We start from the raw sequence: 16,139 nt of genomic DNA on the forward strand, positions 1-16,139 counted from the left end.
CTCAAGGAGCACCGCTATGCGCATGTTCATGCTGACAGGAGGCCTGCTGACGCTGGCCGGTTGTGCCGGATTCGGAATGCCCGACCCCGACCCTTCGCAAGCCTGGATCGATCTTGACGCTCGCCAACACGACACGGCGCTGCAAGCCGTTCAAGTCGATGCCACCCAGGCCATCGACAAACGCTATTTCGAAGTGCAGCCCGGCAGCCATGAGCTGAAGGTGCGCTATCAATTCCCGGTCGAGGCCACCAATATCGGCCCGAATGCCGAACCGTTGTGGCGCGATTGCCAGATGAGTGTGAAATTCAAGGACTTCAACGCCGGCCAGCGCTATCAGCTGCAGGCTGGCAGCATCGGCTTCCGGCCTTGGGCCAAGCTGTATGACGAACAGCGCAAGGTTGTCGGTCAGGGCACACCGGCGGGCTGTCAGAGCAGTTGATCGGCGCTATGCTGGAAATCCCGTCTAAGGATATCGATCATGCGCAAGTTGACGACATTGCTGGCCGCCAGTGTGCTCGCCGGTTGTCAGAGCCCGTTGCCGGCGGCCGATCCAGACAAAGCCTGGGTCGACTTCGCCATGCCTACCCCCGGCGGCAAAGTGCTGATGGCCGAGCGCCTGGATAAACAGCGCTTGCGCGACGGACGGTTTTTTCAGGTGACGCCCGGTAGTCATGAGCTCACCGTGCGCTTTGACTTCGAAGTATTCGGGGGTGGTCAGGGCATGGATACCGATCCGCAAGAGCGGCTGTGTTACATGACCGTGCCCTATGAACACTTCGAGGCCGGGCAGCGTTACCGCCTTGAGGCCCGATCGCTGGCCTTCACGCCAAGTGCACGCTTGATCAATCGTCAGGGGCAGATCGTTGCCAACGAGCGGCAGATCAATTGCGTGCCGTGATAGGCAATCAGCTATCGTTTCTCTGATAGATGATCCGCTTGGTGCCGTTCTCGCAGGTACCGACGATCATGGCCGAGTCGTGCTGCTTCGCCTCTTCTGCCGTGATGATTTCCAGGGTGTACGAGGGGATCGCCTTCGCCTGAATTTTGACCTCGATTTCCTTTCTGAGCTTTTCGCAGTCCTTGGGGGCTGCGAAAGCGGAAGTGGCCAGTGCACTGCAAAGGATCGCCAAGCCAATACGTTTCATCGATGAAGCTCCTTGAGGCAGCGCGCACGGGCGTGCGCTGAAGCTGCTGTCGATTATTCGACCACAATTCTGCAGAGCGGGTTCTGACTTTGCTCACACCTTGTATTAATTGCCGGCCGCTGAGCTGGTTTCGAGACTGCGTTCGCGAGCAGGTTCGCTCCCACACTGGATCTGCGCCGTGCACAAATCCCCTGTGGGAGCGAGCCTGCCCGCGAAAGCGTCAGCCCTGCAAACGCCCAATCAGCTGACCAGCGAAGATTCGAGGGTGATCTTCGCGTTCAGCACCTTGGAAACCGGGCAACCTTCCTTGGCCTTGTTGCTCAGTTCTTCAAACTGCTGCTGAGTTGCGCCTGGAATCTTCGCCTTGAGAATCAGCTTTACCGCAGTGATTGCGAAGCCGCCGTCAACCTGATCGAGGGTGACTTCAGCGTTGGTATCGATGCTGTCTGCCTTCAGGCCGGCATCGCCGAGAATCATCGAAAACGCCATGGAGAAGCAGCCGGCGTGAGCCGCGCCGATCAGTTCTTCCGGGTTGGTGCCCTTGCCGCCCTCAAAGCGCGCCTTGAAGCCGTACGGTGCTTCCCGCAGTACGCCGGTTTCGGTGGAGATCGAGCCGAGACCGGTTTTCAGATCGCCTTCCCAATGCGCCGATGCCTTTTTCACGATAGCCATGTCTGCCTCCTCAAATGTGGCGCGGAACGCCGCGCCGTCGCGGTTTTTACTAGCAAGGCTTCTGAGGATAGACGGCGGAACAAAGTTCAGCCTGGCTGAATCGTTGACTTTTTTAGTAGGAAATTTCGTCGCCGCTATTGAATCTCGGGTATATGCCCTCATTCCATAAAACACGCTTATGGATTTGGCAGGTTTTCGCTCGCAAGAAAAACCTGCCTCCCCACCCGGAGATGCAGGTTCATGAAAAAACTGTCCGACGTAAAATTTTCCACCCTCGACTTGGTGCCGGTACGCGAAAACGGCAGCGCTGCGCAATCGCTGCGCAACTCGCTGGACCTGGCGCAGCATGCCGAGAAATTCGGCTACACGCGCTTCTGGGTCGCCGAACATCACAACATGGACGGCATCGCCAGTTCGGCAACTTCGGTGTTGCTCGGCTATCTGGCCGGAGGCACGTCGACGATCCGCGTCGGTTCCGGCGGGGTAATGCTGCCCAACCATGCGCCGCTGGTGATCGCCGAGCAGTTCGGCACCCTCGAGAGCCTGTACCCGGGACGGATCGACCTGGGTCTGGGTCGCGCGCCCGGCTCTGACCAGATGACCGCCCGCGCCTTGCGCCGTGAGCGCTCGGGCAGCGCTGACGACTTCCCTGAAGACGTTGCCGAACTGATGCGCTACCTCGGCCCGCGCACCCCGGAGCAACGGGTGATCGCCATGCCCGGCACCGGCACCAACGTGCCGATCTGGCTGCTCGGCTCAAGCCTGTTCAGTGCGCAATTGGCGGGTGAGCGCGGCTTGCCTTACGCCTTCGCCTCGCACTTCGCGCCGCGCTTCATGCACGAGGCGATCCGCATCTACCGTAACCACTTCAAACCGTCGGCGGTGCTCGACAAACCGTACGTAATGCTCGGCGTGCCGCTGGTGGCAGCGGATACCGATGAGCAAGCCGATTATCTGGCGACGTCGGTGTACCAGCGCATTCTTGCACTGATGCGTGGCCAGAGCCTGGTGCAGCGTCCGCCGGTGAAAACCATGGACGGTCTGTGGCTGCCCCATGAACGTGAAGCGGTGGGCGATTTCCTCGGCCTCGCCATGGTCGGCGGCCCGCAGAAGATCCGCGCCAAACTGGAAGTGTTGATCGAGCAGACCCAGGCGGATGAGCTGATTTTCACCAGTGATCTTTACGAACACGCCGATCGCATCCATTCCTACGAATTGCTGGCCCAAGTCATGAAGGGATAACGCGAACCCTTGTAGGAGCTGTCGAGTGCAACGAGGCTGCGATCTTTTGATTATGATTTGAAATCAAGATCAAAAGATCGCAGCGTCCCGCAGCTCCTACCCGGAAAATCATCGTCCACAAAAAAAGCCGACGCATCCGCGTCGGCTTTTGTATTTCAGGCGCGCTCAACCTCGCTTGTAGACGATTTCCTTGCTGCCGCCTTCGCAACTGCCGACGACGTCGCCATCAGCCGCCGCACCCTTGTCGACAACTTCCAGCGAATAACCGGATACGCCTTTGGCGTCGAGCTTCGCGGCGATTTCGCTTTTCAGCTCTTCACATGGCTTGCCGGCTGCAAACGCACCACCCGCAAGGCTCAACAAACCTACTGCCAACATGAACTTCTTCATCGGTCGCACTCCCTGGTCGGATTGAATGAGGCGGGCATCGGGTCATCCACCCGATGCGCTCACCTTGTAGCGCTTTGCCATTCCCTATGGCACTCGGCCAGCGCGCAAGTTCAGAAGACTAGCTCAAACTCAGCTGGCGGCAATCTTGAAGCCGACTTTCAGCGTTACCTGAAAGTGCGCCACCTGGCCGTTTTCGATGTGGCCACGGGTTTCGGTCACTTCAAACCATTCCAGATTGCGCAGGGTTTTGTTGGCTTCGGCCAGTGCGTTGTTGATGGCGTCTTCGATGCTGGTGGTGGACGAACCGACCAGCTCGACTTTCTTGTACGTGTGATGCTCACTCATGGCGTTCTCCTTGGGTTGGAATGGCGTGTGAAATTGAGCCTAGCAGGCAATTGCACTGTTGATTTCGGCGCCTCTGCGCTGCCGAAGTTCAGAATTTCTGCACTTTCTCGAAGTGGTGAAGTCCCAACCAACACACGCCACTCATCACCAATGCAGGAGAGCCACCATGGCCAACACCTCTTTACGTAAAGCCTCGTTGCAAAGCATGGAAGCCGAGATCGAGAGTCTGCTCAAATCGTTGGAAAGCTTGAAAGACGATGCTTCGGACGAGTCGCGCAAGACCCTCAAGGCGCTGAAAAGCAATGCCGAAAGTGCACTGAAACATTCCCGTCATCTGCTCAGCGACGCGTACGAAGAAGTCAAAGTGAAAACCCGCGAGACCGGCATTGCCACTCGTGACTATGCGCAGGAACACCCATGGACCACGGCTGGCGTGGCTGTCGGTGCAATCGGTCTGCTCGCTGCCTACTTTTTGTTCAAGCGCGGTGAGTGATCAGGCTGGCGCAGCTCGTTTTTGAGCCACTGCGCCAGTTGCCGGGCGCGCCCGTCCGCGGCGCGCTTGGGTAGCCACAACGCCAGTTGCGCCGGGGTTTCGCAGAAGCCCCATGGCGCAACCAGGCGTCCTGCCTTCAGATCTTCCATTACCAACGGCTCCGGTGCGATTGCCACGCCGAGACCTGCAACAGCCGCCTCCAGCAAATAATACAAATGCTCAAAACCTTGCCCGAGCTTCAACGCCTTGGGATCGAGGTGGTTTTGCTGCGCCCAGCTGGGCCAGGCTTGTGGGCGAGAGGTGGTGTGCAGCAAGGGCTGCTTGAGCAATTCTGCGCCAGGAGCGTCGTGCAGGTTCTGATAACCGCTGAATAACGGGCTCATCACCGGGCCGATGCGTTCTGCCGCCAGCTCGTAGACCTGCATATCGGCCGGCCACGGTGGCTCGGCGAACAGCAACAGCGCATCAAGGCCCGGGCGCCGAGGGTCGAGATCGCCTTCACCGGCCGACAGGTGCAGTCGCAGATCAGGCAAATCGGCATTCAACCGCCCCAGGCGGGGAATGAACCAGCGCGCCAGCAGGCTCCCGGAACAGCCAAGCACGAATGGCGCATCGGCAGTGCTTTGCGTGAGTTCGGCGCAAACACTGCGCAACCGATCGAACGCCTCTGCGCTGGCATCGCGCAGACGCACGCCGGCATCTGTGAGTTTCAAGCCGCGTCCGTCCTTGACAAACAGGCTCACGCCGAGATGTTCTTCAAGCGCTTTCAGCTGGCGGCTGACCGCGCCGTGAGTGACATGCAGCTGCTCGGCAGCCTGACTGACGCTGTTCAGACGGGCGGTGGCCTCGAAGGCGCGCAAGGCATTAAGCGGGGGAAGGTCGTGGCTCATGGTATCTGTGAGTTTTCCTGACAGGTTGCGGCGATCTTATCGGTTTTCAGCCTGGAAAGTCAGGGGTAGAGTGGTCGTCATTGTCTTCTGACCGAATTCACCTGGAGCGACCCATGACCCAGACTTCGAATACCTCTGATCTGCGTAACGGCCCTGACGCCAACGGCCTGTTCGGTGCGTTCGGTGGCCGTTATGTAGCGGAAACCCTGATGCCGTTGATCCTCGACCTAGCCCGCGAATACGAAGCGGCCAAGGAAGATCCGGCATTCAAAGAAGAATTGGCCTACTTCCAGCGTGATTACGTCGGACGTCCAAGCCCGCTGTATTTCGCCGAACGCCTGACCGAATTCTGCGGCGGCGCGAAGATCTACCTCAAGCGTGAAGAGCTGAACCACACCGGCGCGCACAAGATCAACAACTGCATCGGCCAGATTCTGCTGGCACGGCGCATGGGCAAGAAGCGCATCATCGCCGAAACCGGCGCCGGTATGCACGGCGTGGCTACTGCCACCGTTGCTGCGCGTTTCGGGCTGGACTGCGTGATCTACATGGGCACCACTGACATCGAACGTCAGCAGGCCAACGTCTTCCGCATGAAGCTGCTCGGCGCTGAAGTCATTCCGGTCGTGGCTGGCACCGGCACCCTGAAGGATGCGATGAACGAAGCCCTGCGTGACTGGGTGACCAATGTCGACAACACTTTCTACCTGATCGGCACCGTAGCCGGCCCACACCCTTATCCAGCAATGGTCCGCGACTTCCAGGCCGTCATCGGCAAGGAAACCCGCGATCAGCTGCAGGCTCAGGAAGGTCGTCTGCCGGACAGTCTGGTGGCGTGCATCGGTGGCGGTTCCAACGCCATGGGCCTGTTCCACCCGTTCCTTGATGACAAGAGCGTGGAGATCATCGGCGTCGAAGCGGCGGGTTATGGCATCGAAACCGGCAAGCACGCGGCCAGCCTGAACGGCGGTGTGCCGGGCGTGCTGCACGGCAACCGCACCTTCCTGCTGCAGGACGACGATGGGCAGATCATCGACGCCCACTCGATTTCAGCTGGCCTCGACTATCCGGGCATCGGTCCTGAACACGCCTGGTTGCATGACATCGGCCGCGTCCAGTACACCTCGGTAACCGATGACGAAGCGCTTGAAGCGTTCCACAAATGCTGCCGTCTGGAAGGGATCATTCCTGCCCTGGAAAGCGCCCACGCTCTGGCCGAAGTGTTCAAACGTGCACCGAAGCTGCCGAAGGATCACCTGATGGTGGTCAACCTCTCGGGCCGTGGTGATAAGGACATGCAAACCGTAATGCACCATATGCAACAGTCGCAGCAGGAGAAACACTGATGAGCCGCCTGCAAACCCGCTTTGCCGACCTCAAGCAACAGAACCGCGCCGCGCTGGTGACCTTCGTCACCGCTGGTGATCCTGACTACGACACTTCGCTGGCAATCCTCAAAGGCCTGCCTGCCGCAGGTGCCGACGTGATCGAACTGGGCATGCCGTTCACCGATCCGATGGCCGATGGTCCGGCGATCCAGTTGGCCAACATCCGTGCACTGGGCGCCAAACAGAATCTGGCGAAAACCCTGCAAATGGTTCGCGAATTCCGTGAAGGCAACAGCGACACGCCGCTGGTGTTGATGGGTTACTTCAACCCGATCCACAAATTCGGCGTCGAGCGTTTCATCGCAGAAGCCAAGGATGCCGGCGTCGATGGCCTGATCGTGGTCGACATGCCACCAGAGCACAATGAGGAACTGTGCGACCCGGCGCAGGCTGCTGGCCTGGACTTCATCCGCCTGACCACGCCGACCACCGACGACGCGCGTCTGCCGCGTGTGCTCAACGGTAGTTCCGGTTTTGTCTACTACGTGTCGGTCGCGGGTGTCACCGGCGCCGGTGCAGCGACTCTGGAACACGTGGAAGAGGCGGTTGCACGTCTGCGTCGGCATACCGACCTGCCGATCAGCATTGGCTTCGGTATCCGTACACCGGAGCAGGCTGCGGCCATCGCGCGTCTGGCTGACGGTGTGGTGGTGGGCTCGGCGTTGATCGATCACATCGCCAGTGCCGATACGCCTGAGCAGGCCATCGATGGCGTGTTGAGTCTGTGTTCGGCGCTGTCCCAAGGCGTGCGCAAGGCTCGCGTCTAAAGCCGCAGGGGAAAACCAAAAGGCTTCAGAACATGGGTTCTGAAGCCTTTTTTGTGCTCAGGGCAATTGCAGTCCGCCCGAAGCCTTGTGCAGTTTGCGCAGATGCTCGCCAATCTGCTTGACGTTGGCCTCGCTGGCGGCAATCTCGGCGGCGCGCTTGGGTTCAAGCAGCTTGCGCACTTCGGTATCGAGATCGCCGGACAGGGCGAGCAGCTTCTTCTGCCGTTGGCTGCTTTCCGCTTCCAGTCGGCCAAACTCGCTCGGCTGCGGTAGTCCGTAACCTTTGGAGTCGAGCAGTTCCGCCGGGCGGCTGAGGAAACCACTGTTGGCGAGGATTTCCTGCAAGGTCGCGTTGGCCTTGTCCATGCCGCCGTTCTCCAGCTCGCGGGCGCCGAGGTAGCGTTGCTTGACCTCGTCCTGGGCCAGCAACAACTGCCGGCGGAAACTGGCTTGCTCCAGCAGCAACAGCGCCGCGCTGGTGCGCAGGTCGGCGCGGTCGAACCATTCGCGGCGTTGCTCAGCGCTGAGTGACAGCCAGTCTTCGACAGTGGTCTGCTTGATCGGCAGCTGCTTCTTCAATACATCGAACATCGCTTGATAGCGATCGCGGAACGAGTCGAAGCGGTAACCCAGACGCAGCGCTTCTTTCGGATCGTCGAGCACACTGGTGTCGGCCAGACCACGGCCCTTGAGCACTTCCAGCAAGCCGTTGGGCATGATGCTGTCGAGGCCGACCAGTTGGCTGTTATTGCTACCGCTGCGCAACAGTTTCAAGCCTTCCACCGCGCAGTTGTTGGAGAGGAAGAAGTAATTGCCGTCGTAACTCCAGTGCATCTCGGCGGCATGTTCGACCACGCCCTCGATCTCCTCGCGAGACAGGTTCAGCGGCACTGAAGCGAGGCTGCGCAGCTCGGTCTTGGTGTATTCGTCGATCACCTGTGCCAGCGGCAACACGAACAGCCGCGACGGGTATTTGCCGACCAGTCCGTCCCAGCTCGACAGCTGCACATCGCCAACGAAGGCGCGATAGGACAGCACCAAGTGTTGATCGAGATCGAGGCGGCAATCCGGGCCGCGCGGGCGACCGGGGGCGCAGATCACCAGGCGCAACATGCTGTGGCCCCAGCGACTGACCCAGTTCTGATTGGCCTCGGCCAGCAGGTAATCGACAGCGTAGACGCGCTCCGGATCGACTTGCCCCAGAGGCTGCTTGGCGAAGTCATTGCCCGCATTGAGAAAGGCAAAGCTCTTGCTGCAGGTGTCCTGCGCTGGCGGCGCCCAGCCGAAATGTTCCTTGTAGTAGCGATACAACGCCGGGCGGCGGCAGGCGTAGCTCGGGTCGAGGAGGAAGTACTCCATGTTGACCGCAACGAACTCCTTGGGGCTGGAAATCTCGTAGAGATCCGGGCTGCGCGCGATCTGGCGGTTGTGTTGTTCACGCTCGCCACGGCGGCCGACGTACTGTTGCCACCCGGCCAGGTCAAGCAGGCGCGGGTCGTCGCTGATGGTGAAGCGCCGACGGTTCTGCCCGCGACACTCATCGGGAATACCGATCAGCCCGGCGCTGTTGAAGCGTCGGGTGCAGCGCTGGATCAACGTGCGTTCGGCGCTTGGCCATAAACGCGCGCGGTCGTAGATATGCGTGATTTCGTGCAGCACTGTGGCTAGCAGTTCCTGGCGCACAGTGCCGTGGGGGCGATTTGTTTTCTCTTTCGCCGCGCTGCCATCGGTGAGAGCTGCGAGAAGCTTGCGATTCAGATCAAGTTCGGCAACCAGCGTCGCCTGCCCGTAAGCATTGGCCGGCATGTCGTCGGTCCAGCCGACATCGATACGCCGATCCAGCCGCTCGATGAAGCTCGGCGGCAGTTTCGCCATGGCCTCATCAATCAGCGCCTGACTGGCCTGTTGTTGAGCGGGGCTCAGACCCTCGGTCTTGAGCCGCAATTGCAGGCCGGCGTGGGCGCTGTTGCCAAGCAGCAACAACGCCCCGGCCAGCAGCCAGGCGCCAACGGACCTCACAGTGCGAGGATGGCTTCGGCGAGTACCTGATCACTGGCGTCGCGCGCTTCCGGCACCCGTGTACGCAATGTGTTGAGAGCGGCCTCGAGGTGCGCGCCACGGATGTCGCCGTTGCTGGCGACGAAACTGGCGGCGTCGTCGTGGGCTTCGCGGATGATTTTCGAATCGCGAATCGACGTGGTGGTATCGGAAGTGAAATCGATGCTGCGCTGGGAGGCACGAACGATGATGTTACTGGTGGCTACCAGGGTGTGCGCCTGGGCCACATCGGCCAACACAAACAGGCCAAGGGCGGCAGCAATCAGCGGGCTACGCATGGAACGACTCCGGAAGGACAAGGATAACTATTGGACGAGAATTGCCTCTGCCAGTTCAAGGTCGCTGGCATGAAGTTTCGGCCGGGTTTTGCGCAGGTAATGCAGCGCGGACTCCAGCCGTGCGCCTCGCCATTCACCGTCACTGGCGACGAAGGCGGCCGCGTCATCATGGGCGGCGCGCAGCAGTTTACGGTCGAACGGCGCAGAAGACACCATGCTGGTGGCGTAACCGCTGACAACCGTGCCTTGGGTCGATGCATTGAAAGCATCGAAGGCGTTGACAGACATCGCCCAGCAGGCGGTGAATAGAGTAGAAGAGATGAGCAAAGTTGGAAGAAAGCGCATGGGACTCGACAACTGTTAGCGAGCCTGAAGGCTAGCGCAAATGCCCGGGCCAGAGCCAGCGTTGAAACATCGGGACACGGCTGGCGTGTCCCGCAATACCGCAAGCGATCAGAGCGTCAGAATGGCCTGAGCCAATTGGGCATCGGTGGCATTGAGTTGTGGCGCCTGATGGCGGATGTGATCGAGCGCGCTTTCCAGTTTCACACCACGGATATCGCCTTCGCTGGCCACGAAGCTGGCGGCATCGTCGCGGGCGGCGAGGACGATCTTGTCGTCACGGAACGAGGAGGTCACATCGGAAGTGGCGTCGGAAGTGGCTTTCAGCGCGCCGACGATCGAGTCGGTGGTGACGATGAAACTGGTAGCACTGGCGTTGGCAGCCACGGCCAGCAGGGCGGCGGCACTGAGCAGGCGAAGACGGGTCATGATGTAACTCCTTTGGATAAACCGTAGTGAGAGGTGGCTCGGTATCTGAGGAGTCAGACGCCTGTTGCGCAACGTTCGCCACGTTCTGCATGGATATTAGGCTGCCAAATCCGGTTCGCCCAGTGGTGGCCAGTGATACTCCAAAGGTTCTGCATAACTGTACTGGTGTTATTTGAGGCTTTCGTGAATTGTACCTGTACTCATTCAGTTATGCGTTTTAGAGCATTCAAGGCCCTGAAACGACAAAACCCGTCGTGGTTGCCCACGACGGGTTTTGCTTGTGCAATTCGGGCTGCTGGCGGTGGGTCTGACGACCAGAGCCAGCGACGCTGCTTAGCGCCAGAACGGCTTGCTCAGCTCTTCGTAGCGTTGTGCTTCGCTGATACCGGCGTCGGCCAGCAGACGCGAATCCAGACGGGCCAGTTGGTGGCGGCTGGAGATGCGGCGCTGCCACAACATCAGGTTGGCGATAACGCGCAGAGGCAGGGAAGCCTGGGTGTTTACAGCTTTGTCTTCGAAGAACAGTTCGGAACTGAGTGTACGTTCCATGGTTGACATCCTTCCGCTTGTGGCGGGATCAGGTAGTGGTTTGACTGGTGCCCATGATCCTCTCGTTTGGATAGTCTCTGTAGATACAGTTCATTTGTATTGTGAGTGAGCAGTTAACTGTTTATGGATGGTGTACGGGTCGAAATTGGGCAAACTGTACCTGTCTGCACTTGATTGGTGCATTTCGGCTCGTATCAGGGGGTTGGGTAGGAGTTTGCGGTAGGAAAAGACCGGTACAGCAGTACAGTTTTTGGTGATCGTGTTCTTTGCGAACATCCACCGACGCAAAACTGTGTTTGCCTCGGTGGTTATCTGTGTGAATCACACCGTCAGCATGCGCCCGGTTTCTTCCAGGTTCATATGCCAGCTCAGGGCTTCGCGCAGAATATGCGGGGTGTGACCGCCGATTGCACAGGCAGCGCTGAAGTAATCATTCAGTGCCTGGTGGAAGTCCGGATGCACGCAGTTGTCGATGATCACTCGTGCACGTTCCCGTGGCGCCAGGCCACGCAGGTCGGCGAGGCCGACTTCGGTCACCAGAATGTCGACGTCATGCTCGGTATGGTCGACGTGGCTGACCATCGGCACCACGCTCGAAATCGCGCCACCCTTGGCAATCGATTTGGTCACGAATACCGCCAGATGCGCATTGCGTGCGAAGTCGCCGGAACCGCCGATGCCGTTCATCATCCGCGTACCGCAGACATGGGTGGAGTTGACGTTGCCATAGATGTCGAACTCCAGCGCGGTGTTGATGCCAATGATGCCCAGGCGCCGCACCACTTCCGGGTGATTGGAGATCTCCTGCGGCCGCAGAATCAGTTTGTCCTTGTACTTCTCCAGGTTGCCGAACACGTCGCTGTTGCGGCGCTCGGACAGGGTGATCGAACTGCCCGAGGCGAAGCTCAGCTTGCCGGCATCGATCAGGTCGAAGGTCGAGTCCTGCAGCACTTCCGAGTACATGGTCAGGTCTTCGAACGGCGAGTCGATCAAGCCGCACATCACCGCGTTGGCGATGTTGCCAATCCCGGCTTGCAGCGGGCCGAGCTTGTTGGTCATGCGCCCGGCCGCGACTTCCTGCTTGAAAAAAGTGATCAGGTGTTCGGCAATGGCATTGGTGTCAACGTCCGGTACCGATACTGTGGATGGCGAGTCCGATTGCTGAGTGATGACAATCGCAACGATCTTCTCCGGTGGAATCGGGATCGCCGTGCTGCCGATGCGATCGTCGACTTTCACCAGCGGGATTGGCGTCCGCGTCGGGCGGTACGTCGGGATATAGATGTCGTGCAGGCCTTCGAGGTTGGCGTTGTGGGCCAGGTTGATCTCGACGATCACTTGTTTGGCGAAGATCGCGAAGCTGGCCGAGTTGCCCACCGAAGTGGTCGGCACGATATGGCCTTGTTCGGTGATGGCGACTGCCTCGATGACGGCAATGTCCGGCAGCTTCAATTGCTGGTTGCGCAACTGCTCGACCGTTTCCGAGAGATGCTGGTCAATGAACATCACTTCACCGGCGTTGATTGCCTTGCGCAACGTGCTGTCGACCTGAAACGGCATGCGCCGCGACAGCACACCGGCCTCGGTCAGTTGCTTGTCGAGGTCGTTGCCCAGGCTGGCGCCAGTCATCAGGCTGATCTTCAGCGGCGTGACCTTGGCGCGCTCGGCCAGTGCGTGGGGAACGGCCTTGGCTTCGCCGGCGCGGGTGAAACCGCTCATGCCGACGGTCATGCCGTCCTCAATCAGAGCAGCGGCGTCGGCAGCGCTCATCACTTTATCCAACAACGAAGGCAGGCGAATACGGTCACGGTACATGGATTATTATCTCGGGCAACGAGTAGCAGGATGCGCAGTCTAGTGAATTTGGCCGGCGCCTGTCCCGCTACCAAGGTCGCAAACGAGGCCTCTATTTCGCGGGTTTGCAGTAAAACACCGTTACCGGATCTGCAACAACGCGGCAAATTGTCCAGCGTCTGGCGCAAACAAAAACGCCCCGACAAGTCGGGGCGTTCGCTATTGCAGTGGTGAATTACTCGACCGCTTTGACCATGTCTTCGATGACTTTCTTCGCATCGCCGAAAACCATCATGGTTTTGTCCAGATAGAACAGTTCGTTGTCCAGGCCGGCGTAGCCGCTGGCCATCGAGCGCTTGTTGACGATGATGGTCTTGGCCTTGAACGCTTCGAGAATCGGCATACCGGCAATCGGTGACTTCGGATCGTTCTTCGCGGCCGGGTTGACCACGTCGTTCGCCCCGAGCACCAGCACCACATCGGCCTGACCGAACTCGGAGTTGATGTCTTCCATCTCGAACACCTGGTCGTAAGGCACTTCGGCCTCGGCGAGCAGGACGTTCATATGCCCAGGCATCCGACCGGCCACCGGGTGAATCGCGTACTTCACGGTTACGCCGCGATGGGTCAGCTTCTCGGTCAATTCCTTCAGTGCGTGTTGTGCACGGGCCACTGCCAGACCGTAACCCGGGACGATGATCACGGTGTCGGCGTTGGTCAGCAGGAAGGTTGCGTCGTCAGCCGAGCCGGATTTCACCGGGCGGGCTTCCTGCGCACCGGCAGGACCCGCATCTGCCGTATTGCCGAAACCGCCGAGCAGTACATTAAAGAAGGAGCGGTTCATCGCCTTGCACATGATGTACGAGAGGATCGCACCGCTCGAACCCACCAGCGAGCCGGCAATGATCAGCATCGAGTTGTTCAGCGAGAAGCCGATCCCCGCCGCCGCCCAGCCGGAATAGCTGTTGAGCATCGACACCACCACTGGCATGTCAGCGCCGCCGATCGGGATGATGATCAGCACGCCCATCACGAACGCCAGCGCCAGCATCAGTGCGAACGCCGTAAGGTTGCCGGTGAACATGAAAGTCAGACCGAGAACCAGCGTTGCCAGACCCAGAATCGCATTGAGCTTGTGCTGGCCACTGAACTGTACCGGTGCGCCCTGGAACAGGCGGAACTTGTACTTGCCCGAGAGCTTGCCAAAGGCAATCACCGAACCGGAGAAAGTGATCGCACCGATTGCCGCACCGAGGAACAGCTCCAGACGGTTGCCCGCCGGGATCGCATCGCCCAGCTGTTTGACGATACCCAACGACTGCGGCTCAACTACCGCCGCAATGGCAATGAACACCGCCGCGAGGCCGATCATGCTGTGCATGAACGCTACCAGTTCCGGCATCTTGGTCATTTCAACGCGCTTGGCCATGATCGAACCGGCGGTGCCGCCGACCAGCAGGCCGACGATCACATAACCGATGCCAGCCGTGGCCAGTTCAGCGCCCAACTTATAGATGAGGCCGACCGTGGTGATGATGGCCAGTGCCATGCCAAGCATGCCGAACAGGTTGCCGCGCCGCGAGGTGGTCGGGTGCGACAGGCCTTTGAGGGCCTGGATAAAGCAGATCGACGCGATCAGGTAGAGCGTCGTCACGAGATTCATGCTCATTACTTCGGCGCCTCTTCTTTTGCTTTCGGGGCTTTCTTTTTGAACATCTCAAGCATGCGGCGAGTGACCAGGAAGCCACCGAACACATTGACCGCCGCCAGTGCCACAGCCAGCGTGCCCATGGTCTTGCCCAACGGCGTGACTGTCAGCGCAGCGGCGAGCATGGCGCCGACGATCACGATCGCCGAGATCGCGTTGGTGACTGCCATCAACGGCGTGTGCAGCGCAGGTGTAACGTTCCAGACCACGTGGTAACCGACATAAATCGCCAGCACGAAGATGATCAGGTTGTAGATACCGGGGGAGATAAGCTCTTCCATCGTCTGAATCCCTGCTTAGGCGTTTTTGCGGATGACTTGGCCGTCGCGGCACATCAGGCACGCGGCGACGATGTCGTCTTCGAGGTTGACGTCGAACTGGCCTTCCTTGGTGAACACCAGCTTGAGGAAGTCCAGCAGGTTGCGTGCGTACAGCGCCGAAGCATCGGCAGCGACTTCACCGGCGAGGTTGGTCGGACCGACGATCGTCACACCGTTTTCCACAACGACCTGATCGGCGACGGTCAGCGGACAGTTGCCACCCTGAGCGGCCGCGAGGTCGATGACCACCGAGCCCGGCTTCATCTGCGCCACGGTCTCGGCGCTGAGCAGCGTCGGCGCCTTGCGGCCCGGAATCAGCGCAGTGGTGATGACGATATCGGCCTGCTTGGCGCGCTCGTGCACGGCCTGGGCCTGACGCTGCATCCAACTCGCCGGCATCGGCCGCGCGTAACCGCCGACACCGACGGCGCATTCGCGCTCTTCATCGGTCTCGTAAGGCACGTCGACGAACTTCGCGCCGAGGGATTCGATCTGTTCCTTCACCGCTGGGCGCACGTCGGACGCTTCGATCACCGCACCCAGGCGTTTCGCCGTGGCAATCGCCTGCAAACCGGCCACGCCTGCACCAAGAATCAGCACCCGCGCCGCTTTCACGGTACCCGCAGCAGTCATCAGCATCGGCATGAAGCGTGGGTAATAGTGAGCCGCGAGCAACACCGCTTTGTAGCCGGCGATATTCGCCTGCGACGACAACACATCAAGACTCTGCGCCCGCGAGGTGCGCGGCGCCGCTTCGAGGGCGAACGCGGTAATGCCGCATTCGGCCATCTTCGCGATGGTCTCGTTGTTGAACGGGTTGAGCATGCCCACGAGCACCGTGCCGCGCTTGATCAGCGGCAGTTCGGCATCGCTTGGCGCGACCACTTTGAGAATCAGCTCGGCGCCAAACGCGTCATTGGCGCTGCCAATGCTTGCGCCGGCCGCTTCATAGGCACTGTCGACGACACTGGCTTTGACGCCAGCGCCGCTTTGCACAGTGACCTTATGGCCTTGGCTGATCAGCTTCTTGATGGTTTCCGGGGTTGCAGCAACCCGTGTTTCACCGGTCTGGGTTTCGAGAGGAACACCAATGTGCACGTCAAATCTCCTGCGTGATCTTATTGAGTAAACCCATGCACTACGGATGGTGCGACTGGGGCGGCCGATCAGCACGATCCCGCCGAATCAGGACGGGGCGCGGCATTTTGCAGGCGAACTTTATGCCCTTCAAGGGATTATGACGGGTGACGGAAAATTAACTACAAGTCATGCCGTGACCGAATGTCGCAGATGGCCGGTTGAACCCCTTGCAGGCCGTGCCCTGCAAGG

General features: G+C 59.8%; 20 protein-coding genes. 6 read left to right on the forward strand and 14 right to left on the reverse strand.

What is annotated here, in order from left to right:
- Positions 1-16: 16 nt before the first annotated feature.
- Both FEE99_RS05030 and FEE99_RS05035 read left to right on the forward strand, forming a co-directional pair.
- Positions 17-439, forward strand: coding sequence for a PA0061/PA0062 family lipoprotein (locus FEE99_RS05030; protein ID WP_041476457.1), 423 nt, complete (start codon positions 17-19; stop codon positions 437-439).
- 39 nt (positions 440-478) lie between these two features.
- A complete protein-coding gene (locus FEE99_RS05035) occupies positions 479-898 on the forward strand; it encodes a PA0061/PA0062 family lipoprotein (RefSeq protein WP_016772310.1) in 420 nt (139 codons plus the stop codon).
- A gap of 7 nt (positions 899-905) precedes the next feature.
- Here FEE99_RS05035 and FEE99_RS05040 read toward each other — a convergent pair whose 3' ends face one another.
- Together FEE99_RS05040 and FEE99_RS05045 are read right to left on the reverse strand one after the other, a co-directional pair.
- Entirely contained in the window at positions 906-1,145 is a 240-nt protein-coding gene (locus FEE99_RS05040) for a DUF1161 domain-containing protein (RefSeq protein WP_041476456.1), read from the reverse strand.
- 240 nt (positions 1,146-1,385) lie between these two features.
- Entirely contained in the window at positions 1,386-1,817 is a 432-nt protein-coding gene (locus FEE99_RS05045; protein ID WP_041476455.1) for an OsmC family protein, read from the reverse strand.
- 240 nt (positions 1,818-2,057) lie between these two features.
- On the opposite strand from FEE99_RS05045, the gene FEE99_RS05050 reads away from it, so the two are divergent.
- Positions 2,058-3,059: an LLM class flavin-dependent oxidoreductase gene (locus FEE99_RS05050; RefSeq protein WP_041476454.1), complete on the forward strand. Its 1,002-nt coding sequence runs from the start codon at positions 2,058-2,060 to the stop codon at positions 3,057-3,059.
- Positions 3,060-3,224: 165 nt separating this feature from the next.
- On the opposite strand, the gene FEE99_RS05055 is transcribed toward FEE99_RS05050, so the two are convergent.
- Together FEE99_RS05055 and FEE99_RS05060 are read right to left on the reverse strand one after the other, a co-directional pair.
- Entirely contained in the window at positions 3,225-3,449 is a 225-nt protein-coding gene (locus FEE99_RS05055) for a DUF1161 domain-containing protein (protein ID WP_016772306.1), read from the reverse strand.
- Positions 3,450-3,578: 129 nt separating this feature from the next.
- Positions 3,579-3,794, reverse strand: a complete 216-nt coding sequence (locus tag FEE99_RS05060; protein ID WP_041476453.1) for a dodecin — start codon at positions 3,792-3,794, stop codon at positions 3,579-3,581.
- Between the two features lie 166 nt (positions 3,795-3,960).
- Here FEE99_RS05060 and FEE99_RS05065 point away from each other — a divergent pair, with 166 nt between their 5' ends.
- A complete protein-coding gene (locus FEE99_RS05065; RefSeq protein ID WP_039757078.1) occupies positions 3,961-4,287 on the forward strand; it encodes a DUF883 family protein in 327 nt (108 codons plus the stop codon).
- On the opposite strand, the gene FEE99_RS05070 is transcribed toward FEE99_RS05065, so the two are convergent.
- On the reverse strand, positions 4,260-5,177 hold the full coding sequence (locus tag FEE99_RS05070) for a LysR family transcriptional regulator (RefSeq protein ID WP_041476452.1): 918 nt from the start codon (positions 5,175-5,177) through the stop codon (positions 4,260-4,262). The two genes, FEE99_RS05065 and FEE99_RS05070, sit on opposite strands and share 28 nt — an antisense overlap.
- Positions 5,178-5,290: 113 nt before the next feature.
- On the opposite strand from FEE99_RS05070, the gene trpB reads away from it, so the two are divergent.
- Entirely contained in the window at positions 5,291-6,523 is a 1,233-nt protein-coding gene (gene trpB, locus FEE99_RS05075; RefSeq protein WP_016772302.1) for a tryptophan synthase subunit beta, read from the forward strand.
- Positions 6,523-7,332 carry a tryptophan synthase subunit alpha gene (gene trpA, locus FEE99_RS05080; RefSeq protein WP_016772301.1) on the forward strand — a complete coding sequence of 270 codons (810 nt, stop codon included), beginning with the start codon at positions 6,523-6,525 and terminating at the stop codon, positions 7,330-7,332. Before trpB ends, trpA begins: the two co-directional genes overlap by 1 nt.
- A 57-nt stretch (positions 7,333-7,389) precedes the next feature.
- Here the strand turns inward: trpA and FEE99_RS05085 are convergent, their stop codons facing one another.
- From FEE99_RS05085 to FEE99_RS05125, 9 genes are all read right to left on the reverse strand, one after another.
- Positions 7,390-9,351 (reverse strand): DUF7844 domain-containing protein, encoded by a 1,962-nt coding sequence (locus tag FEE99_RS05085; protein ID WP_041476451.1) that lies wholly within the window; start codon positions 9,349-9,351, stop codon positions 7,390-7,392.
- On the reverse strand, positions 9,348-9,668 hold the full coding sequence (locus FEE99_RS05090; protein WP_041476450.1) for a DUF2388 domain-containing protein: 321 nt from the start codon (positions 9,666-9,668) through the stop codon (positions 9,348-9,350). Before FEE99_RS05090 ends, FEE99_RS05085 begins: the two co-directional genes overlap by 4 nt.
- A gap of 27 nt (positions 9,669-9,695) precedes the next feature.
- Positions 9,696-10,013, reverse strand: a complete 318-nt coding sequence (locus FEE99_RS05095) for a DUF2388 domain-containing protein (RefSeq protein ID WP_041476449.1) — start codon at positions 10,011-10,013, stop codon at positions 9,696-9,698.
- Between the two features lie 108 nt (positions 10,014-10,121).
- Positions 10,122-10,439 carry a DUF2388 domain-containing protein gene (locus FEE99_RS05100; RefSeq protein ID WP_016772298.1) on the reverse strand — a complete coding sequence of 106 codons (318 nt, stop codon included), beginning with the start codon at positions 10,437-10,439 and terminating at the stop codon, positions 10,122-10,124.
- 333 nt (positions 10,440-10,772) lie between these two features.
- Positions 10,773-10,988 (reverse strand): DUF1127 domain-containing protein, encoded by a 216-nt coding sequence (locus tag FEE99_RS05105; protein ID WP_007911656.1) that lies wholly within the window; start codon positions 10,986-10,988, stop codon positions 10,773-10,775.
- A 321-nt stretch (positions 10,989-11,309) separates the two neighbouring features.
- Positions 11,310-12,803, reverse strand: coding sequence for an acetyl-CoA hydrolase/transferase family protein (locus FEE99_RS05110; RefSeq protein ID WP_041476448.1), 1,494 nt, complete (start codon positions 12,801-12,803; stop codon positions 11,310-11,312).
- 214 nt (positions 12,804-13,017) lie between these two features.
- Positions 13,018-14,451, reverse strand: a complete 1,434-nt coding sequence (locus FEE99_RS05115; protein WP_041476447.1) for an NAD(P)(+) transhydrogenase (Re/Si-specific) subunit beta — start codon at positions 14,449-14,451, stop codon at positions 13,018-13,020.
- On the reverse strand, positions 14,451-14,771 hold the full coding sequence (locus FEE99_RS05120; RefSeq protein ID WP_003220416.1) for an NAD(P) transhydrogenase subunit alpha: 321 nt from the start codon (positions 14,769-14,771) through the stop codon (positions 14,451-14,453). Before FEE99_RS05120 ends, FEE99_RS05115 begins: the two co-directional genes overlap by 1 nt.
- 15 nt (positions 14,772-14,786) lie before the next feature.
- Entirely contained in the window at positions 14,787-15,908 is a 1,122-nt protein-coding gene (locus FEE99_RS05125) for a Re/Si-specific NAD(P)(+) transhydrogenase subunit alpha (protein ID WP_041476446.1), read from the reverse strand.
- Positions 15,909-16,139: the final 231 nt, after the last annotated feature.

It is taken from the genome of Pseudomonas sp. ef1, assembly GCF_007293365.2.
GTDB classification, from domain to species: domain Bacteria; phylum Pseudomonadota; class Gammaproteobacteria; order Pseudomonadales; family Pseudomonadaceae; genus Aquipseudomonas; species Aquipseudomonas siliginis.